The sequence below is a fragment of the Erythrobacter sp. CCH5-A1 genome (assembly GCF_001557115.1).
Lineage (GTDB): Bacteria > Pseudomonadota > Alphaproteobacteria > Sphingomonadales > Sphingomonadaceae > Erythrobacter.
In genome coordinates this window covers 43,071-64,900 of record NZ_LSKQ01000203.1, presented here as the reverse complement: position 1 = coordinate 64,900, position 21,830 = coordinate 43,071, and the positions used below count along the sequence as shown (strand labels likewise).

16 protein-coding genes are annotated in these 21,830 nt (G+C 66.1%); 10 read left to right on the top strand and 6 right to left on the bottom strand.

Annotated elements, in window-relative coordinates; genetic code table 11:
- Nucleotides 1-2: 2 nt before the first annotated feature.
- From AX708_RS12540 to AX708_RS12530, 3 genes are all read right to left on the bottom strand, one after another.
- Complete coding sequence (locus tag AX708_RS12540; RefSeq protein ID WP_156443446.1) at nt 3-1,220, bottom strand: M48 family metalloprotease; 1,218 nt, start codon at nt 1,218-1,220, stop codon at nt 3-5.
- Between the two features lie 182 nt (nt 1,221-1,402).
- Nucleotides 1,403-1,939, bottom strand: coding sequence for a group 1 truncated hemoglobin (locus tag AX708_RS12535; protein ID WP_082745645.1), 537 nt, complete (start codon nt 1,937-1,939; stop codon nt 1,403-1,405).
- An 18-nt stretch (nt 1,940-1,957) separates the two neighbouring features.
- Nucleotides 1,958-2,992 carry a DUF3034 family protein gene (locus AX708_RS12530; RefSeq protein ID WP_197426177.1) on the bottom strand — a complete coding sequence of 345 codons (1,035 nt, stop codon included), beginning with the start codon at nt 2,990-2,992 and terminating at the stop codon, nt 1,958-1,960.
- A gap of 91 nt (nt 2,993-3,083) precedes the next feature.
- Here AX708_RS12530 and AX708_RS12525 point away from each other — a divergent pair, with 91 nt between their 5' ends.
- From AX708_RS12525 to AX708_RS12515, 3 genes are all read left to right on the top strand, one after another.
- Complete coding sequence (locus AX708_RS12525; protein WP_066531201.1) at nt 3,084-3,725, top strand: plastocyanin/azurin family domain protein; 642 nt, start codon at nt 3,084-3,086, stop codon at nt 3,723-3,725.
- Nucleotides 3,722-6,064 carry a bifunctional diguanylate cyclase/phosphodiesterase gene (locus tag AX708_RS12520; RefSeq protein WP_066531200.1) on the top strand — a complete coding sequence of 781 codons (2,343 nt, stop codon included), beginning with the start codon at nt 3,722-3,724 and terminating at the stop codon, nt 6,062-6,064. The genes AX708_RS12525 and AX708_RS12520 overlap by 4 nt, the downstream gene beginning before the upstream one ends.
- A 109-nt stretch (nt 6,065-6,173) precedes the next feature.
- Nucleotides 6,174-6,701 (top strand): GNAT family N-acetyltransferase, encoded by a 528-nt coding sequence (locus AX708_RS12515; RefSeq protein ID WP_066531199.1) that lies wholly within the window; start codon nt 6,174-6,176, stop codon nt 6,699-6,701.
- Between the two features lie 60 nt (nt 6,702-6,761).
- Here the strand turns inward: AX708_RS12515 and AX708_RS12510 are convergent, their stop codons facing one another.
- Entirely contained in the window at nt 6,762-9,548 is a 2,787-nt protein-coding gene (locus AX708_RS12510; RefSeq protein ID WP_066531198.1) for a TonB-dependent siderophore receptor, read from the bottom strand.
- Between the two features lie 286 nt (nt 9,549-9,834).
- Between AX708_RS12510 and AX708_RS12505 the strand changes: the two genes are divergently transcribed.
- A complete protein-coding gene (locus AX708_RS12505; RefSeq protein WP_066531196.1) occupies nt 9,835-10,653 on the top strand; it encodes a sulfite exporter TauE/SafE family protein in 819 nt (272 codons plus the stop codon).
- A 33-nt stretch (nt 10,654-10,686) separates the two neighbouring features.
- The gene (locus tag AX708_RS12500) at nt 10,687-11,817 is read left to right on the top strand and encodes a histidinol-phosphate transaminase (protein WP_066531194.1); all 1,131 of its coding nucleotides are present in this window, start codon (nt 10,687-10,689) and stop codon (nt 11,815-11,817) included.
- Between the two features lie 15 nt (nt 11,818-11,832).
- Here AX708_RS12500 and fghA read toward each other — a convergent pair whose 3' ends face one another.
- On the bottom strand, nt 11,833-12,669 hold the full coding sequence (gene fghA, locus AX708_RS12495; protein WP_066531193.1) for an S-formylglutathione hydrolase: 837 nt from the start codon (nt 12,667-12,669) through the stop codon (nt 11,833-11,835).
- An 84-nt stretch (nt 12,670-12,753) separates the two neighbouring features.
- Here fghA and AX708_RS12490 point away from each other — a divergent pair, with 84 nt between their 5' ends.
- From AX708_RS12490 to AX708_RS12480, 3 genes are all read left to right on the top strand, one after another.
- Entirely contained in the window at nt 12,754-14,571 is a 1,818-nt protein-coding gene (locus tag AX708_RS12490; protein ID WP_197426176.1) for a tetratricopeptide repeat-containing sulfotransferase family protein, read from the top strand.
- A gap of 171 nt (nt 14,572-14,742) precedes the next feature.
- Nucleotides 14,743-17,112: a TonB-dependent receptor gene (locus tag AX708_RS12485; protein ID WP_233999655.1), complete on the top strand. Its 2,370-nt coding sequence runs from the start codon at nt 14,743-14,745 to the stop codon at nt 17,110-17,112.
- Nucleotides 17,113-17,125: 13 nt separating this feature from the next.
- On the top strand, nt 17,126-18,409 hold the full coding sequence (locus AX708_RS12480; protein WP_066531187.1) for an amino acid permease: 1,284 nt from the start codon (nt 17,126-17,128) through the stop codon (nt 18,407-18,409).
- Here the strand turns inward: AX708_RS12480 and AX708_RS12475 are convergent.
- Entirely contained in the window at nt 18,406-19,002 is a 597-nt protein-coding gene (locus tag AX708_RS12475) for a TetR family transcriptional regulator C-terminal domain-containing protein (protein WP_066531184.1), read from the bottom strand. The genes AX708_RS12480 and AX708_RS12475 overlap by 4 nt on opposite strands.
- A gap of 39 nt (nt 19,003-19,041) precedes the next feature.
- On the opposite strand from AX708_RS12475, the gene AX708_RS12470 reads away from it, so the two are divergent.
- Both AX708_RS12470 and AX708_RS12465 read left to right on the top strand, forming a co-directional pair.
- A complete protein-coding gene (locus AX708_RS12470; protein WP_066531182.1) occupies nt 19,042-20,205 on the top strand; it encodes an aromatic ring-hydroxylating dioxygenase subunit alpha in 1,164 nt (387 codons plus the stop codon).
- Entirely contained in the window at nt 20,202-21,809 is a 1,608-nt protein-coding gene (locus AX708_RS12465; RefSeq protein ID WP_066531334.1) for an NAD(P)/FAD-dependent oxidoreductase, read from the top strand. Before AX708_RS12470 ends, AX708_RS12465 begins: the two co-directional genes overlap by 4 nt.
- Nucleotides 21,810-21,830: the final 21 nt, after the last annotated feature.

The window sequence follows — 21,830 nt, the reverse complement described above, 5'->3', positions numbered from 1 at the left end:
GCTCACGCTGCTTTTGCCGCCTGAGCGACCAGCTTGTCACTGCGCGCCTTGGTCCATTTGAGATCGCGCCGAAGCGCCGCGACCAGCCGCTCTGTCGCGCCGATTTCGGCTGCGATCTTCGCGGCGGCGAGCATGGTCGTGTCGATGGCATCGGCATCGGCCATGGCGAGGTCGAACATCAGCGCGATGAAGTAATCGCGCGTTGCATCGTCGATCCGTTCCGCCCCGATTTCGGTGAGGTCCAGTGGAACCTCTTCCTGCCGCCCGAAATCCGGAAAGAACGCGCGCAACTGGGTGGCGATCTCGTCGCTGCTTTCTTCCACCTCCATCATGAAGCGGGCCAGAAAGGCACGTGTCATCTGCGTCAGCCTGCTCTGCCCCGGAAGGTCCAGCGCTTCGATCGAAAGCGGTCCGCGCAAGTGCTTGTCCAGCCACTGCGGAAGATCGGGATCACCCGTCCACCACAATTGCACCGCACGCGCGCGCAGGTACGCCTCCGGATGGGAAAAACCCTGCGACCTGGCGCCGGCGGCTTCCACCTCCTGTGCCTGGCGCAGGTATGCCGCAGGATCGACACTGGTCAGCCCGGTCATGGCCTTGACCAGCACCGCCACCGCCGGTTCAGGCGCGCCTGCCGCGATTGCCGCGCCGCGATCGGCGAAGAGTTCGGTATGCAGGCTCAGCAGCCGCGCTGTCTCCCGATGCGAGGGCTTGGCATCGGGGTAGGACAGTGCATGGTCGAACACCCGGCTCGCGCGATAATGCTCGCCCTCGCCCATCGACCATAGCAGGTAATGCGACAACTCGTGCCCCATCAGCGCAAGCATTTCAGCCTGATCGAGCTTTTCCAGGATGGGGCCGAAGAACACGAGATGAATCTCGCCCGGCACATAGACGAGCGACGCGTTCATGGTGCCATCATGGGCCTGATAGAGCGTAACCGGAGCCTCGATCCCCAAGCGCGACATGGCGGTGCGGCACGCATCGAACACCAGCGGATGACCGGATGGCTCGAGGCGATAGGTATCGCGCAACATGGTGTCACGGATATCGCCGACCTCCTGAGCGAGCGCTCCGGACGATGACCATTCCCACGCGTGCCGCTCTTCGCTCCGCAGATGCGCGACTACGCTTTCATGGTAGGCAAGCGGCCCAAGCGACCTTGGCGCATGGTCTTCATTCATCATCAAGCACTCGATGCCCCGGCGATATTGCTGCATTTAGACAGCATGCTTTAAGGCAGCGTAACCAAAACGATAGCTTCAATTCAAGTGACGAAACGAGCGTTTGGCCCGGCCGGACGAGCGGGAGTCGATCCGTGCGCTGACCGGGAATGAAGCGCGCCGCAGGTGAAGCTTTCACAAAGGCGGGTCGCCCTATGCCGTGCCAACCATGCCGAGGTTCAGCGCGTCACCACATCGCGCGACATCGGGGCGAGCTTGGCGAGCAGGCGATTCTGCGCTGCGAAGGGCACGTTGGCCTCACGCATGGCGGCTTGCAGGTTCTCGACCAGGGCATTCATGTCCGCCTTGGTCAAGCCCATCTGGGCATGGGCGGCCTGCATGTCGCGGCCCGAATAATCGCACCCGGCGCCGAGCAGATAGCAGAACTGCTCGCTGAGGGTGCGCTTCAGCCGCACCGTATCATGGCTGGCGAAAATCGAGGCGATGCGCGGGTCTGCCTCGGACAGTTCGACCGTGCGGACCGCGATCCGGGCGATCCCCTCGCGCCCGCCGAAATCCGCGACCAGTCCGGCACTGTCGTAGGGGACAGCGCCGGCATTGGCATTCGACCGGGGGTATGGATCGACCGGCAGCTCGCCCGTGACCGGATCGCGCTGCTTCACTTCGACCCCGAATTCGGCGTCCCAATCGGTGCCCTCTGCCGGGGCCTGTTGCAGCAGCATCAGAACGGCAGAGGCGACGGCGAGGATCGGCATTGGTGCAAAACTCCGGGGTCAGAACGCGACCTGCGCGGACAGGTATCCGCCGCGCTGATCGGGAATGGTGGCGATCGAACCGAGGTCGACATAGGCTGCGGTCAGCGTGAGATGATCGGTCACGGCAAAGGCGGCGAACACATCCATCCAGTCGTCATCGCCGAGCCCGAGATTGTCGGGCTTGGAGCGATACTCCGCGCCGATCACCGCACGGCGCGAAAGCTGGTAGCCGAGCGAGCCTTCGAATTGCAGCTTGTAGCTTTCGCCCGATGCCGAACCGAAGCCCAGCAGCCCGAGCTCGTTCGCTTCGGTGTAGCGCAGCGTGGCGTTGACCAGCAGGCTGCGAGCGAGAAACAGCTTGGTTGCCGAAAGCGTGTAGTCCGTTCCCGCGCTGTCGGCGGCCCCCAGCGCGCGGACCAGTGCTCCGTCGCGGCTGCGCTTGTGCTCGATGCCGACCGCGATCTGCGGCAGCCATGTATCGCCGTAGACGAGATCCCCCGCCACGCGCAGCTTGGCGCCGAAGGTGTCGAGGTTGAAGGTATAGCCTTGCCCGATGCCCAGCAACGCGCCCACATCGCGGGTATCGAAATCGGCGCGGGCATAGCTCAGCTCGATCCTGTCGCCGATCCCCAGCAGCACGCCGTAGGAACGCCAGCCGTAATCCTTGAGCTCGATCGCGGTGCCATGGGCGGAAAGACCGATCCCGCCGCTCATCTGCCGTCCGCCGATCGTCGCCCAGCGCGCAAGGCCTCCGCCCGAGGCGCCATCGACTGTGGTGACGCCATTGGTAAGCACCAGCTTGCCGCCGGCAAACACATCCATCCCGGCGATGCGCGGCGGCTTGTCCGGCGCTGGCGGTGCTTCGGGCTCGGGCTCAGGCTCGGGCACGGGATCGCTGCCGCTGGCTGCCCCGTCCTCGTCCTGCGCGAGCAGGGCTTCGGCAGCGATCACGGACAGCGGGGCGATGTAAGGCGGCGGCGCGGACGGCGGCGATGCCGAGACCGGGGCAGCTGCGCTGGCGATTGCGATGAGACTGGCGGCGGAGAGGATCATTACGCCCGTCGTTAGCGCCATTTCGTAAAACCTGCCTAAACCATGCAGCGGCAGTTTTTTAATAGATTATCCCTATTGGCAGACAACTGTCATGCGCCCCGCCTTCCTCTGTCTCCTCACCGCGTTCCTTGCCGCCGCGCCCGTGATCTGGGCCACCGGCGGGGTCACTGCCATCGCCGCAGCCGCCGCCCCTGCCAGCTTGCGCGTGCAGGTGGTCGACGCTGACGGGGTTCCGGTGCGCGACGCTGTCGTCGAAGTGCATAGCGCCAAGGGCGGCGCGGGGCCGATCCGCTTCCCGTGGAAGATGGGGATGGCACAGAAGGACCAGCAGTTCGTTCCCGGTACGCTGATCGTCGCCAAGGGCAGCACGGTCGCCTTCCCGAATCTCGATACGGTGCGCCATTCGATCTACAGCTTCTCCAAGGCTGCGCGCTTCACCATCGAACTCTACGGCCGCGATCAGACCCGCACCCAGACATTTCCGATCACCGGCAGTGTCAAACTGGGCTGCAACATCCACGACCAGATGCGCGGCTATATCCGCGTCACCGACACGCCCTTCGCCGGCAAGACCGACCAGAACGGCTATGTCACTCTGACCGGAGTGCCCGCGGGCGGGGCGCGGGTGACCGTGTGGCATCCGATGCTGCGCGCGGTCGGCAACGAGACCAGCTCGGCGCTCCAGGTCACCGGCGCGGGCCAGTCGCACAAGCTGAAGGTGGCCGTGCGATGAGCCGCGCCCTGACAGCGCGCGCGCCGGCGCTCGCCGCGCTGGCGCGGCTGCGCCCGGTGCGCTTGCGATCGCTGCGCACGCGCATCGCGCTGCTCTATGCCGGGCTGTTCGCGCTGGTGCTGGGGGTGGTCGTCACGCTCGCGGCGGAAGGCTTGGCGCGCTTCGGTGAGGCGAGCGCGGCGCGCGATCTTGAAGCCAATGCCCGGGTGTTCGACGAGATTCTCGCGTCCCGCGCCGGGCAGATGGGCGATCAGGCCGGTGTCCTCGCCAGCGATTTCGGCTTCCACGAGGCGGTCGCGACCGGGGATCTGCCGACGATCGCCAGCGCGCTCGCCAGCCTCGAAGGGCGCGCACGCAGCGATACGGCCTTCGTCCTCACGCTCGATGGCGAGGTGCTGGCCGCCGACGCCGGGGCGGTGCCTGCGCCTGAAAGCCTGTGGACCCGGCTCGATGCGGGCGAGACGCACGGCATCATCCGTTCGCGCCAGGGCCTTGCCCTTGCCGCCGCCGCCCCGATCGAGGCGCCCGATCTGATCGGCTGGCTGGTGATCGCCCAGCCGCTTGACCGTGCCGAGCTTGACCGGTTGGTGGAACTTGCGCCGATCGCGCTCGAGGCCGAGGTCGGCGAGGCGAGCCGCCAGCCCGGGTGGCTGCGCGGAGCGAAGTCCCGCACCGTGTTCGAACGCGACGTCGAAGGCGAGCGCTTCCTCTACCACACCTCCGATCTGGCGGTGCTCGAGGATGGCGTCGTGCCGCGCCTGGTGCTGCGCCACGAGCTGGACCGGTCGCTTGCCGCCTATGCCAGCCTCAAGGCGTGGCTCGTCGCGCTCGCCATCGGCGGGATTGCGCTGGCGCTGGGGATGAGCTGGAAGGTCGCGCGCTCCGTCACCGAACCGCTCCAGCAGCTCGATGAGGCGACCCGCATGATCGGCGAGGGGCGCGAGGTTAGCCTTGCGGTCGAGACAGACGACGAGATCGGACGGCTGGCGGAAAGCTTCAACCAGATGGTCGTCGCGATCGAGGAGCGCGAACGGCAGATCATCCATGTCGGCCTGCATGATGGTCTGACCGGACTGCCCAACCGCAAGCTCTTCACCGAACAGCTTGCCAATACCCTGACCCGCCGGCGCGCAAACGAGCAGGTGCTGGTGGCCTATGTCGACCTCGACGATTTCAAGATGGTCAACGACACACTCGGTCACCCGGCGGGCGACAGCCTGCTGCGGATGGTGGCCGATCACCTGCGCGAGGACCTGCCCGATGCGCTGATCGGCCGGCTGGGCGGCGACGAATTCGCGATCCTGATCGATGGCATCGACGAGAAGGCGAACCTCGGCACGATCGCCGACAGCCTGCAACGCAGCTTCGACCGCCCGATCACCGTGAACGGCCAGCATGCCGCCTGCGGGGCGAGCATCGGCATCGCCGTCGCCCCGGGCGACGGGGTGGACGGCATCACCCTGATGAAGAATGCCGATCTTGCACTTTACCGCGCCAAGCACGAGGGCAAGGCAACCTACCACTTCTTCGAACCGGGGCTCGACGAAGCGGCCCGCCAGCGCCGCCAGCTCGAGCTCGATCTTCGCGCGGCGATCAAGGAGGGCGGGTTCGAGCTGCACTTCCAGCCGCTCTACAGCCTCGCCGAAAAGCGCCTGACCGGTTTCGAGGCGCTGATCCGCTGGAACCACCCGGTGCGTGGGCGCGTCAACCCGGTCGAGTTCATCTCGCTGGCGGAGGAAACCGGTCTCATCATTCCGATCGGCGAATGGGTGCTGCGCGAAGCCTGCCATCAGGCCAGCACATGGCCCAGCAACGTTTCGGTCGCGGTGAATGTCTCGCCCAAGCAGTTTGCCGCCAACGGCATTGCGGCGACCGTCCTGTCGGCCCTGTCCGCAAGCGGGTTGCCTGCCCGGCGGCTGGAGCTGGAGATCACCGAGAGCATCTTCATCGCCGATGTCGACCAGACGCTCGCGACGCTGCACTCGCTGCGCAATCTCGGCGTGCGCATCGCGCTCGACGATTTCGGGACTGGCTATTCCTCCTTGAGCTACCTGCGCTCCTTCCCCTTCGACAAGGTCAAGATCGACAAGAGCTTCGTCGAGGATCTGGGCACCAGCGGCAATAGCCATGCAGTGATCCGCGCGATCACCACACTGGCCGCCGCGCTCGGGATGGAAACGCTGGCGGAGGGGGTGGAAGACGTGGCCCAGTTCGAAGTGCTGGAGCGCGAGGGGTGCCAGAACATCCAGGGATACCTGTTCTCGAGGCCGGTTGCGGCCGATGCAGTGGCCGGGCTGCTGCGCGACGGGGCAGGCTACCAGCGCCAGCTGAACGCCTAGACTTGGAGGCCGGCGCTCTACTCCGTCGAAGGGCGGACTGAAACTGCCAGAAAATTCCTGCTTTGCCGCCGGCCTCGACTTGGCATGGCCCGCCGCATAGACTGACGGCATGCAAGCGACCGTTCGCATCGCGACCCACGACGATCTTCCGGCAATCGCGGCCATCGTCGAGCGCGCCATTGCCGATCTGCAGCACGGCTTCCTCTCGGCGCGGGAAATCGAGGCCAGTCGGCAGTTCATGGGGGTCGACAGCCAGCTGCTGCGCGATGGCACCTATCTGTGCGCCGTGCTGGAAGGCGAGATCGCCGGCTGCGGCGGGTGGAGCTGGCGGCGCACGCTTTTCGGCGGTGACGGCGCGGGCGACCTGATCGATCCCGAACCGCTCGATCCCATGACCGAACCCGCGCGCATCCGGGCGATGTACACCCACCCCGGCTTCGTGCGGCGCGGGGTCGGCATGGCGATCCTATCCGCGGCCGAGGATGCCGCGCGCGCGGCAGGGTTTCGCGATATCGAATTGATGAGCACGCTTTCGGGCGAGCCGCTTTATCGGCGCTGCGGCTATACGCCCAGCGGCCCCGAAGCGCGCTATGCCGATGTACCGCTGATCCCGATGCGCAAGAGCCTGCTGGGCTGAGGCGCGCAGGCAAGCAAAAGGGGCAGGCGCACCGCCTGCCCCTTTTGCGTTTCCAGCTGGTCAGAAGCTCGCGGTAAGGCGCGCGTACCAGAACCCGCCGAGCCAGCCGATCGGCGAGTTGTCGTTGTAGATCGACCCGTTCGCCGCCCCGCCGGTGCCGGCGAAGATGTTGCGGGTTTCCCGCTCGGGAAGGGTGTCGAACAGGTTCTGCGCGCCCACCGCGATGCGGTACTTTTCGGCGAAGGTCACGCCCACTTCGATGTCGAACGCCGCCTGCGCGCCAAACTTCTTGGAGAAGGGCACCGGGTAGAGCGCCTGCGCCTCGGCGAGGGTGTTGATATTCCCGGCCGTCGGCGTCGGCCCGATACCGGTGGTGATCGGATCGAAGAAGGTGGTGAAGCTGCCATAGTAGTTCAGCCGCGCCGTGGCATCGAAGATATCCTCGCGCCAGCTGGTCGAGAGCACCGCCCGCCAGCGCGGAACCGATTCCTCGATATTGCCGACCCGTACATCGTCGACCGGCTGGAAGTTGCTGAGCACCCGCCCGCTCGCCAGCGTGCCGTTGATGACCTTGCGGTCGGTTACCTCGGTCGTGTTGTAGTTGACGGCGAGGTTGGTGTTGAACCGCCCGATGCCGGTGTCGGCCTCGTGCGAGATGACCACATCGAAGCCCTGGGTGCGGGTGTCGAAGGCGTTGGTGAAGTAACGCACCGCGCCCAGTTCCGCCGCTTCGGCCACGCCCTGCGCGAGCAGGAATTGCGCGTCGGTCTGGCCGTTCGCGTTGACGATGTTGGGGTTGATCTGCCCCGACAGGCCGATGCGGTCGGTGACCTTGATGTTGTAGTAATCGATGGTGATGTCGAACCCGCCGCCGGGCTGGATGACCAACCCGCCCGAGAAGCTGACCGACTCTTCGGGCGTGAGCGATTCGGCGAGGTAGAACTGGCCGATTTCGCTGTCCGGCCGCGCCACGAGTGTGCCGAGCGGCGTGGTCGAACCGAAGGGGAAGCCGGTGGTGAGGTTCTGGGTGAACTGCTGGCCCGGCGTCGGCGCCCGGAAACCGGTCGAGGCCGTACCGCGCAGCGCGATGGCATCGGTGATTTCGTAGCGCACCGAGAACTTGCCGTTGAAGGTGTCGCCGAAGTCGTCGAAGTAGTCGTAGCGTGCCGCGACCCCGATATCGAGCCCTTCGACCAGCGTAGCGTCAAGATCGATGTAGCCCGAATAGTTGTTGCGGCCGCCTTCGATCACCGAGGCCGGGCCGAAGCCCTGGAAGCCGTTGGAGCCCGGCAGCGCGACCTGCGTGCGTACGAAGGCCGGGGCCGAGGCGCCAGGGGTCGAACACGGTACGGGTGCGGCATTGAGGGTGCACTGGAAAAGGCGCTGCGAGGCATAGGGGCCGATCTGCCACGAGGGCGTGTCGCCCAGACCGACCTCGAAGGCCTCGCGCCGCACCTCCACACCCCAGGCGATGAACAGCGGCTCTGCAAAGCCGATTTCGACTTCAGTGTTGAAATCGCCGTTGAAGTTGAATTCGCGCTGAGCAAACTTGCCCATGTAGAATTCGGTCGGCGTCGTCGGACCAAGCGAGGCGTTGATGGTGTCGCTCATGAAATAGCGCACCTGATTGACACCATACATCAGAGAGAAGTCGTAGTTGATACCCGAGGTGTCGCCCTTGAACCCGCCGACGATGCCAATGTCTTCGTTGGTTTGTTCGAAGAAGGGAATGAAGCCGTTTTGCAATTGCGGGAAGCGACTGTCATTGAAGATGTCGAAGGTCGCGCCGTTCAAATCCCACATGGGTCTTCCTTGCGCGTCGAAGCCGATTTGGGTGAGGTAGTTGATCGGCACCGCGCGGCCGGTGCTGTTGGTGCCGGGGCGCCCCGGGATCGGCAAGTGGGTGACGGTGCGCGGCGAGCGGTAGTTGAAATCGTTGCCCTGACGCTGCCAGCCGTAGTTGGCGAAGGCATAGAACGTCGCATCGCCAGCCGGGATTTCGGTGTTCACGGTCGCGCGGTAGGCGCGGTTTTCCGGACCGCCGAGCCGGTTGCCGGTGGGCTGGTCGGGGGTGATGCCAAGCGCCCGGAGCGGCGCGATGGCGGGGCGCTCGACCGAGCGATCGAAGACGTTCTGGTCGATGAATTCCAGCGACAGATTGAAGAAGCCGCCATTGTCGCCGAGGTCGGTGCCATAGAAGCCGGTGATCTGCGTGTCCTGACCGTCGCCCTGATAGGACTGGCCGTAGCGCGCGGTCACTTCGTAGCCGGTGTCGCGGCGCAGGCCGATGTTGATCACGCCCGCGATCGCGTCGGAGCCATATTGCGCGGCCGCACCGTCACGCAGCACTTCCACCCGGCCGATGGCGGCGCTGGAGATCTGCGAAAGGTCGACGCCCTGCGCCCCGGCGTTGAGCGCGCCGCCCTGAAGCTGGACCAGCGCCGAGCGGTGGACGCGCTTGCCGTTGAGCAGCACGAGGATCTGGTCGGAGGGAAGGCCGCGCAGCGTCGGCGGGCGGATGAACGCCGAAGCGTCACCGAGCAGGTTGCGCTGCTGGTTGAAGGACGGAACGAGGGTCTGCAGGATGGTCTGGAGCTGCGGCGAAGGCTGGGCCTTGAAGTCGTCAGCCGAGAAGACGTCGACCGGGGCGGAGCTTTCGAGCACGGTGCGGTCGGTGCGGCGCGTGCCGGTGACGACGATCGGCGGACCCTGTTCGTCGCTTTGGGCGACATCGTCCGCCAGTGCGACATCAACCGATTCGGCGGCGAGGCCAAGGGTATTGTCCTCGGCGAAAACAGGTGCTGCGGGAATGACAAGCGAAGCAAGAAGAAGGTGACGAAGACGCATGTGAGAGGGCCCCTTTTTGTTATTGCTGCAATGCAGCGGTAGCAAAACGGAGCCTTCAAATCGCAACAATTATGCGCGCCGAGGGTGGCTAAATGACGTAAAATTTCGCAAAGTTACAAACAGATGTATTTTTGAGACGAATTCGTGACAATTTTGCGTAGAAAATTGCGAGAAATCGTAACTATATGTCATTTTTCCGCAAACATGCGAATTTTTCTGATAAATGCAGATTGTGCGTCGCAATAAAGTGCTTGGCTAATGCGCGGGCAGGATTATCACGCTTGTCGTGTCCACCGCTTCCACTTTGTACGTCGCCGTCCCGGCGCTTCTATTTGCCGGTGCCGCTGCGGGTTTTGCAGGCGGCCTGTTCGGCATCGGCGGCGGGTTCGTCGTCGTGCCCGCGCTGATGTTTCTGCTGCCGCTGCTTGGCGTCGTGCCGCAGGAGATCGCCCACGTCGCGGTCGGGACGTCGCTCGCGTCGATCATCTTCACCTCCATCCGCTCGACCCGCAGCCATGCGGCGCGCGGAGCGGTCGACTTCGATTTCCTGCGCAGCTGGGCGCTGTGGGTTGTGCTCGGAACGGCGGTGGGAACGATGGTCGCAGGTATGGTCTCGAGCCGCCAACTCGCCTTGATCTTCGGCTGCGGCGTGCTCGGCTTTGCGGTCTATTTCCTGCTGCCCGCCCGCAAGGGTGCGCCTCTTTTCGCGGGGCTACCCACAGGACTTTCCCGCGTCGGCATCGCGACCTCGCTCGGCGCCTTTTCGACCTTGCTCGGCATCGGCGGGGGCACGGTGACGACCGTGACGATGACGGTGTGCGGCGCGCCGATTCACCGTGCCATCGGCACCGCGGCGGGCATGGGCGCGATCATCGCGCTGCCCTCGACCATCGGCTTCATGATCATTGGTTTCGGCGCCCACGGCGTCGGCTGGGGATCGCTCGGCTATGTCAACCTGCCCGCTGCCGCTGCACTGATCGCGACTTCCGTGTTCTTCGCGCCCCACGGCGTTGCCGCCGCCCACTACCTTCCCGCCAACATCCTGCGTGCGTTCTTCGGCTTATATCTTGCCATCATCGGCATCGTTATGATCACTCGTTTCTGAACCTTGTCCACCCATGCAGAGAGGACCTGCCTCATGTTGACCAACCGCCGTTCTTTCCTCGCCGGAGCAGGCGTTGCCACCGGACTTGGCGCGCTTCCGCTCCCCACCCTCAGCGCCGCTACGGCGGCCGCAGCGGCGGAACCCGATTTCGGGCCCAAGCTCGGTCAGGCGCTGCTGAGCCGCAACGAGAACCCCTATGGTCCGGCCCCGAGCGCGCTGCGCGCAATCGCCGACACCTCCAAGATGGGCTGCTATTACAATGACCGCGGCCACGCCAAGCTGACCGCGATGATCGCCGAGCGGTTCGGCGTGAAGCCGACCCAGGTGGTGATCGGCGAAGGTTCGACCGAGGTGCTGAGCGCCGCCGCGCTCGCATGGGGCCGCAAGGGCGCGATCCTTGCGCCCGAGCTGTTCTGGGACACCACCGTCCAATATGCCGAGCGCCAGGGCATCAAGGCGATCCGCGTGCCGCTGATGGCCGACATGGGCGTCGACCTTGGCGGCATGGCCGCCGCGCTCGACGACACGGTGTCGATGGTCCACATCTGCAACCCCAACAACCCCACCGGCATGCTGATCCCTTCCGCGGACCTGCGCGCCTTCATCGGCAAGGTCTCGCCCAAGGCGACGGTGCTGGTGGACGAGGCCTATAACGAACTGACCGACAAGCCCGAAGACAATGCCATGATCGATCTCGTCAAGGCCGGAGCCGACGTGATCGTGTGCCGCACTTTCTCGAAGATCTACGGCATGGCTGGCTTGCGCGTCGGCTATGCCATCGCCAGCGAAGAGAACGCGGCCAAGATCCGTTCGCACCAGATGAGCTTCGGCGGCAACCTTGCCGGGCTCGCAGCGGCGATCGCCAGCCTCAACGACACGCCGTTCCTCGAGCAGTCGCGCGCGGCCGTGCTCGAAGGGCGCGAAATGATCAACGCCGCGGTCGCCAAGGCCGGGCTGACGGCGCTGCCTTCGCAGACCAATTTCGTCTTCGTGAAGGTGCCCGATGCCAATGCGCTGCGCGATGCGATGGCAAGCAAGGGGATCCTGATCCGCGGTGCCTATGGCAAGCTCAACGGCTATTCGCGGGTCAGCACCGGCAAGATGGAGGATGTCGCCCGCTATGCCGCCGCCCTGCCGGAGCTTTCCGCCAAGCTGTGGGCCTGAGGCGCCCCCAAAGGCTCAGCCGCCAAGCCGCGCGGCATGCCAGGCGACGTGCTCGGCCATGAAGGTCGAGATGAAGAAGTAGGAGTGGTCGTACCCCTCCTGCATCCGTATCGTCGCCGGGATGCCGGCCGCGGCGCAGGCGGCCTCGAGCAGCGGGGTGCGTAGCTGGCTGTCGAGGAAATTGTCGGCGCTGCCCTGATCGACCAGCAGCTCGGGCAGGCGCGCGCCGGATTCGATCAGGGCGACCGCGTCATGCTGCGCCCACGCGGTGCGGTCCTCGCCCAGATAGCGGCCCAGCGCCTTCTCGCCCCACAGCACCTGCGCGGGCGCACAGATCGGCGCGAAGGCGCTGACCGAGCGGAACCGGCCGGGGTTGCGCAGGGCGATGGTGAGCGCGCCGTGCCCTCCCATCGAATGCCCGGTGATCCCCTGCCGCGCCATGTCGGCGGGGAAGTTGTCGTCCACCAGAGCGGGCAGTTCGTCCTCGATGTAGGAACGCATCCGGTAGTGCTGTGCCCACGGCTCTTCAGTGGCATCGACATAGAAGCCCGCGCCCTTGCCGAAGTCGTATTCCTCGGGCGCGTCGGGCACGTCGTCGCCCCGCGGCGAGGTGTCGGGGGCGACGAGGATGAGGCGGTGCGCGGCGCAAGCAGCGCGGTATTCGCCCTTCTCCATCACATTGGCATGGGTGCAGGTGAGGCCCGAGAGATACCACAGCACCGGCAACCGCTCGCCGGGGGCGTGGTCGGGGACGAAGACGGCGAAGGTCATGTCGGTCCCGGTCGCGCTGGAGGCATGGCGGTAGACGCCTTGCGTGCCGCCGTGGCTGCGGGTTTCGGACAGGGTCTCCATGGGGGCAGTCTCCGATCTGTGGGCGGGGGCGGGTTACGGCTTGGTGATGGCGAGGGCAAGGCCACTACCCACTCGCGCAGGCGCATGATACGCGTCACGCGCATGAGCAAGAGCGAGGCAAGACAGGTATCGCCCATCGTCGAGCTGGCGCGCCGCGATCCTGCCGCCGCCGCTGCCGAGCTGCGCATCATCACCGCGCGCAATCCCGCCGACGCGGGGGCGCACCGCATGCTCGGGCGCCTGCTGCGCCAGCTGGGGCGCGACGAGGAGGCGGCGCGCGCGGAGATGGATGCGGTCCGCGCTGCCGCGCACGATCCGCGGATGATCGCCATCGCGCAGGCGCTGCTCGCCAATGACCTCTCCGCCGCCGAGGCCGGACTGCGCGAGCGCCTCGCCGTCCAGCCGACCGATGTCGCCGCGATCCGCATGATGGCCGAGCTGGCCGGCCGGATCGGGCGCTTGAAGGATGCCGAAAGCCTGCTGCGCCGCGCGATCGAACTGGCCCCCGGCTTTACCGCGGCCCGAGCAAACCTTGCCATCGTGCTCTACAAGCAGAACCGCTTTGCCGAGGCGGGCGAGGTGCTCGAAGCGGTGCTGGCGCAGGACCCGGCCAATGTCAGCAGCCGCAACCTGCTCGCCGCCACGCTTGGGCGGATTGGGGATTATGACGAGGCGCTGGCGCTCTACGGCGAGCTGACCGGAACCTTCCCAGATCATGCCAAGCTGTGGATGAGCTACGGCCACCTGCTCAAGACCGTCGGGCGGCTGGAGGAGAGCATCGCCGCATACCGCCGTGCGCTGGCGGCCGAGCCCCATCTGGGCGAGGTGTGGTGGAGCCTTGCCAACCTCAAGACCGTCACCTTCGATGACGCCGACATAACCGCGATGGAGGCCGCGCTGACGGCAGAGGTATCGGACGAGGTGTCGGACGAGGACGCCTTCCACCTCCACTTTGCGCTCGGCAAGGCTTACGGCGACCGCAAGGCGGCGGCGGACAGCTTCCGCCACTACGCCGCCGGCAACGACCTGCGCAGCCGCGAGCTGGCCTATGATCCCGAAACCACCACGCGGCAGGTCGACCGGGTGATAGAAGTCCTCACCCCCGAATTCCTCGCCGCGCGGCAGGGCGTGGGCGATCCCGCGCCCGATCCGGTCTTCATCCTCGGCCTGCCGCGCGCAGGCTCGACGCTGCTCGAGCAGATCCTGTCGAGCCATTCGGCGGTCGAGGGCACGATGGAGCTGCCCGACATCCCCGCCATTGCCATGCGCGAGTCGAAAGCGGCGGGCGGTGATCCGCGCGACTGGCCGGGGGCGGTGGCGGCCATGCCGCCCGAGCGCTTCGCCGAACTGGGCGCCGAATTCCTCGAGCGCACCCGTGTCCAGCGCAAGACCGGCAAGCCCTTCTACATCGACAAGCTGCCCAACAACTGGAGCTATGCCGGGCTGATCCACCTGATCCTGCCCAACGCGAAGATCATCGACGCGCGGCGCAATCCGCTGGACTGCTGCTTCTCCAACTTCCGCCAGCACTTCGCCAAGGGGCAGGCCTTCACCTATTCGCTGGATCACATCGGTCGCTATTACGCCGATTACGTGCGCGCGATGGACCATTACGACCGCGTGCTGCCGGGGCGCATCCACCGAGTGATCCACGAGCGCCTGCTCGACGATCCCGAAGGCGAGGTGCGCGCGATGCTCGCCTATCTTGGCTTGCCCTTCGAGGAGGCGTGCATGGAGTTCCACCGCAACACTCGTGCGGTGCGGACCGCCTCGTCCGAGCAGGTCCGCCGGCCGATCAACCGCGACGGGATGGGGCAATGGGAGCCCTATGCCCAATGGCTTGGCCCGCTGCGCGCTGCGCTGGGCGAGCTGGTCGAAACCTACGCCGACCGGCCGCGCTGACGCGCTGCGCAATGATGTGACAAATTTGTCATAGCGCGCAAGCAAAGTTCATCCTCCGGACCTTGAAGATAAGCAACCGCTTGGCAAGCGGCACTTGCTGTGGCGGTTTGTTGCGGGGATCGAACAGACTGCCAGAGGGAGGCGGCATTGATACGCATGGAAACCAACAGGATGCGGGCTATCACCGCATCGCTTCTTGCCGGCACCGCGATGACGGTCGCTGCACCGCTTGCCGCGCAGGACACTGTCGATGACAAGGACGAAAACGTCATCATCGTCACCGCGCAGAAGCGCTCGCAGAACCTTCAGGACGTGCCGATCGCGATCACCGCGCTGGGAACCGAGACGCTTGAAGATTTGCAGATCAACGAGCTGCGCGACATCGCCAAGTTCCTGCCTTCGGTAACGGTGCAGACCGGCGGCCCCGGCTTCAGCCAGGTCTATTTCCGCGGCGTTGCCAGCGGGGAGAACGCCAACCACTCGGCCTCGCTGCCAACGGTCGGCATCTATCTCGATGAAATGCCGATCACCACCATTCAAGGCGCGCTCGACATCCATGCCTATGACCTTGCCCGGGTCGAGGCGCTGGCCGGGCCGCAGGGCACGCTCTACGGGGCGAGCTCAATGGCAGGCACCATCAAGATGGTCACCAATGCGCCCGACTACAAAGACAGCTACGGCGCCGCGGACTTCGAGCTCAACAGCGTCAACCGCGGCGATTTCGGCGGGATCGCGCAGGCCTTCTACAATGCCAGGATCTCGGACACTGCGGCGGTGCGTCTGGTGGCGTGGTATCGCCGCGACGGCGGCTTCATCGACAACATCCCCGGCAGCCGCACCTACGCCTCCTCGGGCATAACCCAGAACAATGCCGCGCTGGTCGAGGACGATTACAACGATGTCGACACCTATGGTGCGCGGCTCGCGCTGGGGATCGAACTGAACGACAGCTGGACGCTGCGCCCGACCGTCATGGGTCAGGTCCAGAACGCCGACGGCAGCTTCGCGCAGGAGCGCAGCTCGGCCGTCACCCGCTCGCTCCAGACCGTGCAGTACAATCCCGAATTTTCGAAGGACAAGTGGCTCCAGGCCGCGCTGACCATCGAAGGCAAGATCGGCAACTGGGATCTCGTCGCGGCCGCCGGCCACCTGTGGCGTACCACCGATACGGCGTCGGACTATTCCGACTATGCCTATTTCTACGATGCGCTGGCGGGCTATGGGGCTTATTTCACCGACAATGCCGGCAATCTGGTCAATCCCAACCAGTACATCCAGGGCAACGACCGTTACCGCCGCGTCTTCGGGGAACTGCGCATCTCGAGCCCGCAGGATGCGCCGCTGCGCTTCATCGGGGGCGTTTTCGCGCAGCGCCAGTATCACCGGATCACCCAGAACTACATCATCGACAACATCGCCGATGCGATCACGGTGACAGGGACGGAAAGCAACATCTGGCTCACCCGGCAGGAGCGTGTCGACCGCGACTATGCCGCCTTCGGCGAACTGAGCTACGACATCACCGACCAGCTGACAGTTACCGGGGGCGCGCGGCTTTATAACTACAAGAACTCGCTTGCCGGCTTCTTCGGCTTCAGCGACGGCTATTCGAGCCGCACGGGCGAGGCGGCGTGCTTCGGCCCGGCGATCGTATCGGGTTCGCCCTGCACCAACCTCGACAAGACCACCTCTGATACCGACGCGATCTACAAGCTCAATGCGACCTACAAGATCACGCCCGACATCCTCGTTTATGCCACCTGGTCGCAGGGCTTCCGTCCGGGCGGCGTCAACCGGCGCGGCACGTTGCCGCCTTACCTGCCCGACACGCTCGACAATTACGAGCTCGGCTGGAAGACGCAGTTCGGCAACGTCACCTTCAACGGCGCGGTCTATCAGGAGGACTGGAACGATATCCAGTTGTCCTTCCTGGGCGCCAACGGGCTGACCGAGATCCGCAACGCCGGGATTGCCCGGATCAGGGGGGTGGAAGCCGATCTCACCTACCGCGCAGGCGGTCTGACGCTCTCGGCTTCGGGCAGCTACAACGATGCGACGATTCGGCGCGACTTCTGCCGGATCGCCAACCCGACCTTCGATTGCACGCTCAATCCCGGTGACGGGCGCATCAATGCGCTGCTTGCACCTGCGGGCACGCAGCTGCCGGTCACCGCGAAATTCAAGGGCAACGCGATCGCCCGCTATGAATTTCCGGTCGGCGGCTGGGATGCGCACGTGCAGGGCGCTGTATCCTACATCGGCCGCCGCCGCAGCGACCTGCGCACCGAAGAGAACGCGATCAAGGGCTTCTTCGATCCCTATGCGGTGGCCGACTTCAGCATCGGCATGGAGAAGGACAACCTGCGTTTCGAACTCTACGCCACCAACCTGTTCAATTCGAACGGGGTGATCAACAGCGGGGTGCAGTGTGTGGAGACCGTGTGCGGCGATCCGACCGGGATCAGCAACACCGGCGGGGCGTTCTACGACGTCATCACTCGCCCGCGCATCATCGGGATCAAGGCCGGCTTCGATTTCTGAGCCTGTGACCCGAGTGTCCGACACAAGCGAAAGGCCGGGCCACAAGCTCGGCCTTTTTGCTGCCATTGCCCTCGTCATGGGCAACATGATCGGATCGGGGGTGTTCCTGCTCCCGGCGAGCCTGGCCCCCTTCGGCTGGAACGCGGTGGCGGGCTGGATCGTCACCACCGCCGGAACGCTGGTGCTGGCATGGGTGCTCGCTGCGCTCACCCGCGCGCGGCCGGGGGCGAGCGATCCGGCGGGCTTCGTCGCAGAGGCCTTTGGCGAGATTCCGGCCTTTCTGGTGGGCTGGGTCTATTGGGTCTCGGTGTGGACCGCGGTGGTCTCGATCGCGGTGGCGGCGGTGAGTTACCTTTCGGCCTTCATCCCCGCGATCGGCAGCACCCCCATGGCCCCGGCGCTGTGCGCCATCGCGCTGGTTTGGGCCATGACGCTGGTGAACCTCGGCGGCGTGCGGGCGGCGGGCAATTTCCAGATCGTGACGGTGCTGCTGAAGCTCGTTCCGCTGGTGGCGGTGATCGTGATTGCAGCGGTCGTGCTCGGCAGCGGGGAGGGCGAGATCCGGCCCTTTGTAATGGCCGAACTCAACGGTACGGATCTTCGCGGCGCGGCGGCGCTGACGCTGTTCGCGCTGCTCGGCTTCGAATGCGCGAGCATCGCCGCGGCGCGGGTCGAGAACCCCGCGGTCAACGTGCCGCGCGCCACGATGTGGGGCACCGGTCTGACGGGCGTGCTCTATCTGCTGGTATGCTCGGCCATTGCCCTGATGTTGCCCGAGGCGGTCGCGGCGACCAGCCCTGCGCCCTTCGCCACCTTCGTCGAGCGCTACTGGAGCCCCGGCCCGGCCGCGCTGGTGACGCTCTTCGCCATCGTCAGCTGCGTCGGCGCGATCAATGGCTGGGTGCTGCTGCAAGGCGAGCTGCCGCGCGCGATGGCGGCGCGGGGCATGCTGCCGCGCTGGTTCGCCGCGACCGACCGCCACGGCACCCCGCGCCGCGCGCTGCTGGTCTCGAGCGTGATCGCCACGCTCTGCCTCATCTTCAACGCCAGCAAGGACATGCAGGGCATCTACGAATTCGTGCTGCTGCTTTCGACCAGCGCGGCCTTGTGGCTCTACCTCGCCTGCGCGCTGGCGGCGTGGCGGATGAGGGTGTCGCGCGGCTTTGCACTGGTGGGCGCGGGCTATGCGCTGTGGACGCTGTGGGGCGCAGGGATTGAGGCGAGCGCATGGAGCCTCGCGCTGATGGCGGCGGGCGTGCCGCTCTACCTGTGGGCGCAGCGAGGGGCGACGGATTAGGCCGTCAGCGCGTCGAGCCACTGCGCAGCAAGCGCCTCCGCTTCCTCGGCACTGAACGGCGCCTGCCCGAGCGAGAGTTCGAGCCACAGCCCGTCGATCAGCGCGGTAAGCGCTACCGCGGTCACCCGCACATCGGCGAGATCGGGGCGATAGGCGATGAGCAGCCCCTCCAGCGCATGGCGGAAGCTCCCGTAAACCTCGGCGCGCACCGCCGCGACGGCGGAATCGCTGCGGGTGAGGCTCCAGAAGGCGACATAGGTGGCGAGGAGGTCAGGAGTGGCGATCGGCGGGCGGAAATTGGCGGTGAGGTAGGCGATCAGGCGCGCGCGCGGATTGGGGCCGGCCGCCGCCACGGCCTCCTCCAGCGCCCGGTCGATCTCCGCCCCAGTCCAGCGATAGGTCTCGGCAATCGCCTCGGAGAGGCTGACGAAATAATGCCGCAGCAGCCCCGCCGAAACGCCCGCCTCGGCGCAGATCGTGCGCACCGAGACGCCCGCCGCACCGCGCGCCGCGAGCACGCGCGCGGTCGCTTCGATCAGGCTCTGGCGGCGCGCGTCGGGATCGGCGCGGGTAAAGGCGGGTTGTGCGGTCATTCTCTGCTTGTTATACGAACGTAAAGCAAGGAAAAGCAGATGGCAACACAGCCCGTCCACGACACCGATCCGCTCGAGGGCTGGAGCCTGCCGAGCTGGACCTATCACGATGCCGAATTCCATGCAGTGGAGCTCGACCGCGTGTTCCGCCCGAGCTGGCAGGTGGTCTGCCACACCAGTGACATTCCCGCTGCGGGCGACTGGCACACGCTCGACTACTGCGGCGAGAGCGTGATCGTGGTGCGCGGGCAGGATTCGGTGCTGCGCGCCTTCACCAATGTCTGCCGCCACCGCGGCTCGCGCCTCGTCGACGGGGCGAGCGGGTGTGCGAAGAAGCTGGTGTGCCCCTATCACGCCTGGACCTATGATCTCGACGGCACGCTCACGGGCGTCCCCGACAGCGCCAGCTATCCGACGCTCGACCGCAGCCAAGCGGGCCTCGTCGCGGTCGAGCTCGAAGTGTGGCGCGGCTTCATCTTCGTGCGCCTGCAGGACGACGGCGGGCCCGCCGTGGCGCAGCAGATGGCACCTTACGAGGCGATGGTGGCGCCCTACCGTTTCGAGGAACTGGAAGCCCTCGGCCGCGTCACCCTGCGCCCTCGGGAAGTGAACTGGAAGAATGTCGGCGACAACTATTCCGATGGCCTCCACATCCCCGTCGCCCACCCGGGCCTGACGCGCCTGTTCGGCAAGGGCTACGGGATCGAGGCCGAGGCGCATGTCGACCGCATGTGGGGCGCGATGGTCGACCGGGAGAGCGCCAACTGGTCCGAACGCATGTACCAGAAGCTGCTCCCGCCCGTGCCGCACCTGCCGGAAGAAAGGCAGCGCTTCTGGCTCTATTTCAAGCTCTGGCCCAATGTCGCCTTCGACATCTATCCCGACCAGATCGACTTCATGCAGTGGCTGCCGACCGGCCCCACCACCTGCCTGATCCGCGAGATCAGCTATGTCCTGCCCGACGACAGGCGGGAGATGCGCGCCGCGCGCTACCTCAACTGGCGCATCAACCGCCAGGTCAATGCCGAGGACACCGCGCTCATCACCCGCGTCCAGCAGGGCATGGCGAGCCGCAGTTTCTCTATGGGTCCGCTGAGCGACAAGGAGGTGTGCCTCCGCCACTTCTGCCGCCGCATCCGCGACCTGATCCCCGAGGCCCGCCTCGAACGCCAACCCGCAGCCGGATGGAGCCGCCGCGCATGACCCAGAAATACGACGCCGTGATCATCGGCGCGGGCCACAATGGCCTCACCTGTGCCTTCTATCTTGCGCAGGCCGGATTGAAGGTTCGGATTGTCGAGCGGCGCGATATCGTCGGCGGGGCGGCGGTGACCGAGGAATTCCACCCGGGCTTCCGCAATTCGGTGGCCAGCTACACCGTCAGCCTGCTCCAGCCCAAGGTGATCCGCGACATGCGCCTCGCCGAGCACGGCTACCGCGTGATCGAGCGGCCGATCAGCAACTTCCTGCCGCAGGAGGATGGCGGCTACCTGAAACTGGGCGGCGGGCTGGAGCGGACGCAGGCCGAGTTTGCGCGGTTCTCTAAGGCCGATGCGGCGACGCTGCCCGCCTATTACGACGCGCTTGAGGGCGTCGCCGAAGTGCTGCGCAGCCTCGCGCTCAAGTCCCCGCCCAATGTCGGCGAGGGCCTGCGCACGCTGATTGCGGGCGCATCGCAGGGCTGGGGCCTGTCCAAGCTCGGCCTCGAGGCCAAGCGCGATGTCCTCGACCTGTTCGTCAAGTCCGCCACCAGCTTCCTCGGCCAATGGTTCGAGAGCGAGGCGGTGAAGGCCGCTTTCGGCTTCGACGCGGTGGTCGGCAACTATGCCAGCCCGGACACGCCGGGGAGCGCCTACGTGCTGCTCCACCACGTCTTCGGCGAGGTGAACGGCAAGAAGGGCGCCTGGGGCCACTGCATCGGCGGGATGGGCACGATCACCCAGATCATGGCCGAGGTGTGCCGCAAGGCGGGGGTCGAGATCAGCCTCGAGGCTCCGGTCGCCGAGGTGCTGGTCGATGGCGACACCGTCGCGGGCGTGAAGCTCGAAAGCGGCGAGGAGATCGCGGCCAAGCGCGTGATCGCCAATGTCGGGCCGAAGCTGCTTTACGGGAAGATGCTCGCCGAGCAGCATCAGCCCGCAGATTTCCGCCGCCGGATGCGCGGTTACAAGGCGGGTGGGGGCACCTTCCGCATGAACGTGGCGCTCTCCGAGCTGCCGCGCTTCACCTGCCTGCCCGAACCCGGCGAGCATCACCAGAGCGGCATCATCATCGCGCCGACGCTCGATTACATGGACAAGGCGTTCCTCGACGCCAAGGGGCATGGCTGGTCGAAGCGGCCGATCGTCGAGATGCTGATCCCCTCGACAGTGGATGACAGCCTCGCCCCTCCGGGCCAGCACGTCGCCAGCCTGTTCTGCCAGCAATTCGCTCCCGAGCTGCCCGACGGGCGTGACTGGGACGACGAGGAAGACGCCGCCGCCGACACCATCATCGACACGGTCGAAGCCCACGCGCCGGGCTTCCGCGCCTCGATCCTCGGGCGGCAGGTGCTGAGCCCCAAGGGGCTTTACCGCAAGTTCGGGCTGGTCGGCGGGGACATCATGCACGGCCACATGAGCCTCGACCAGCTGTGGAGCGCGCGGCCGGTGCTCGGCAACGGGGCCTATCGCGGGCCGGTGAAGGGGCTCTACATGTGCGGCGCGGGCAATCACCCGGGCGGCGGCGTGACCGGCGCTCCGGGGCACAATTGCGCGCACGAGGTGCTCGCCGACGGCGGCAGCTTCCGACGCTTTTCCGCAGTCTAGGCGACGCGGTTGCCGCAGGCC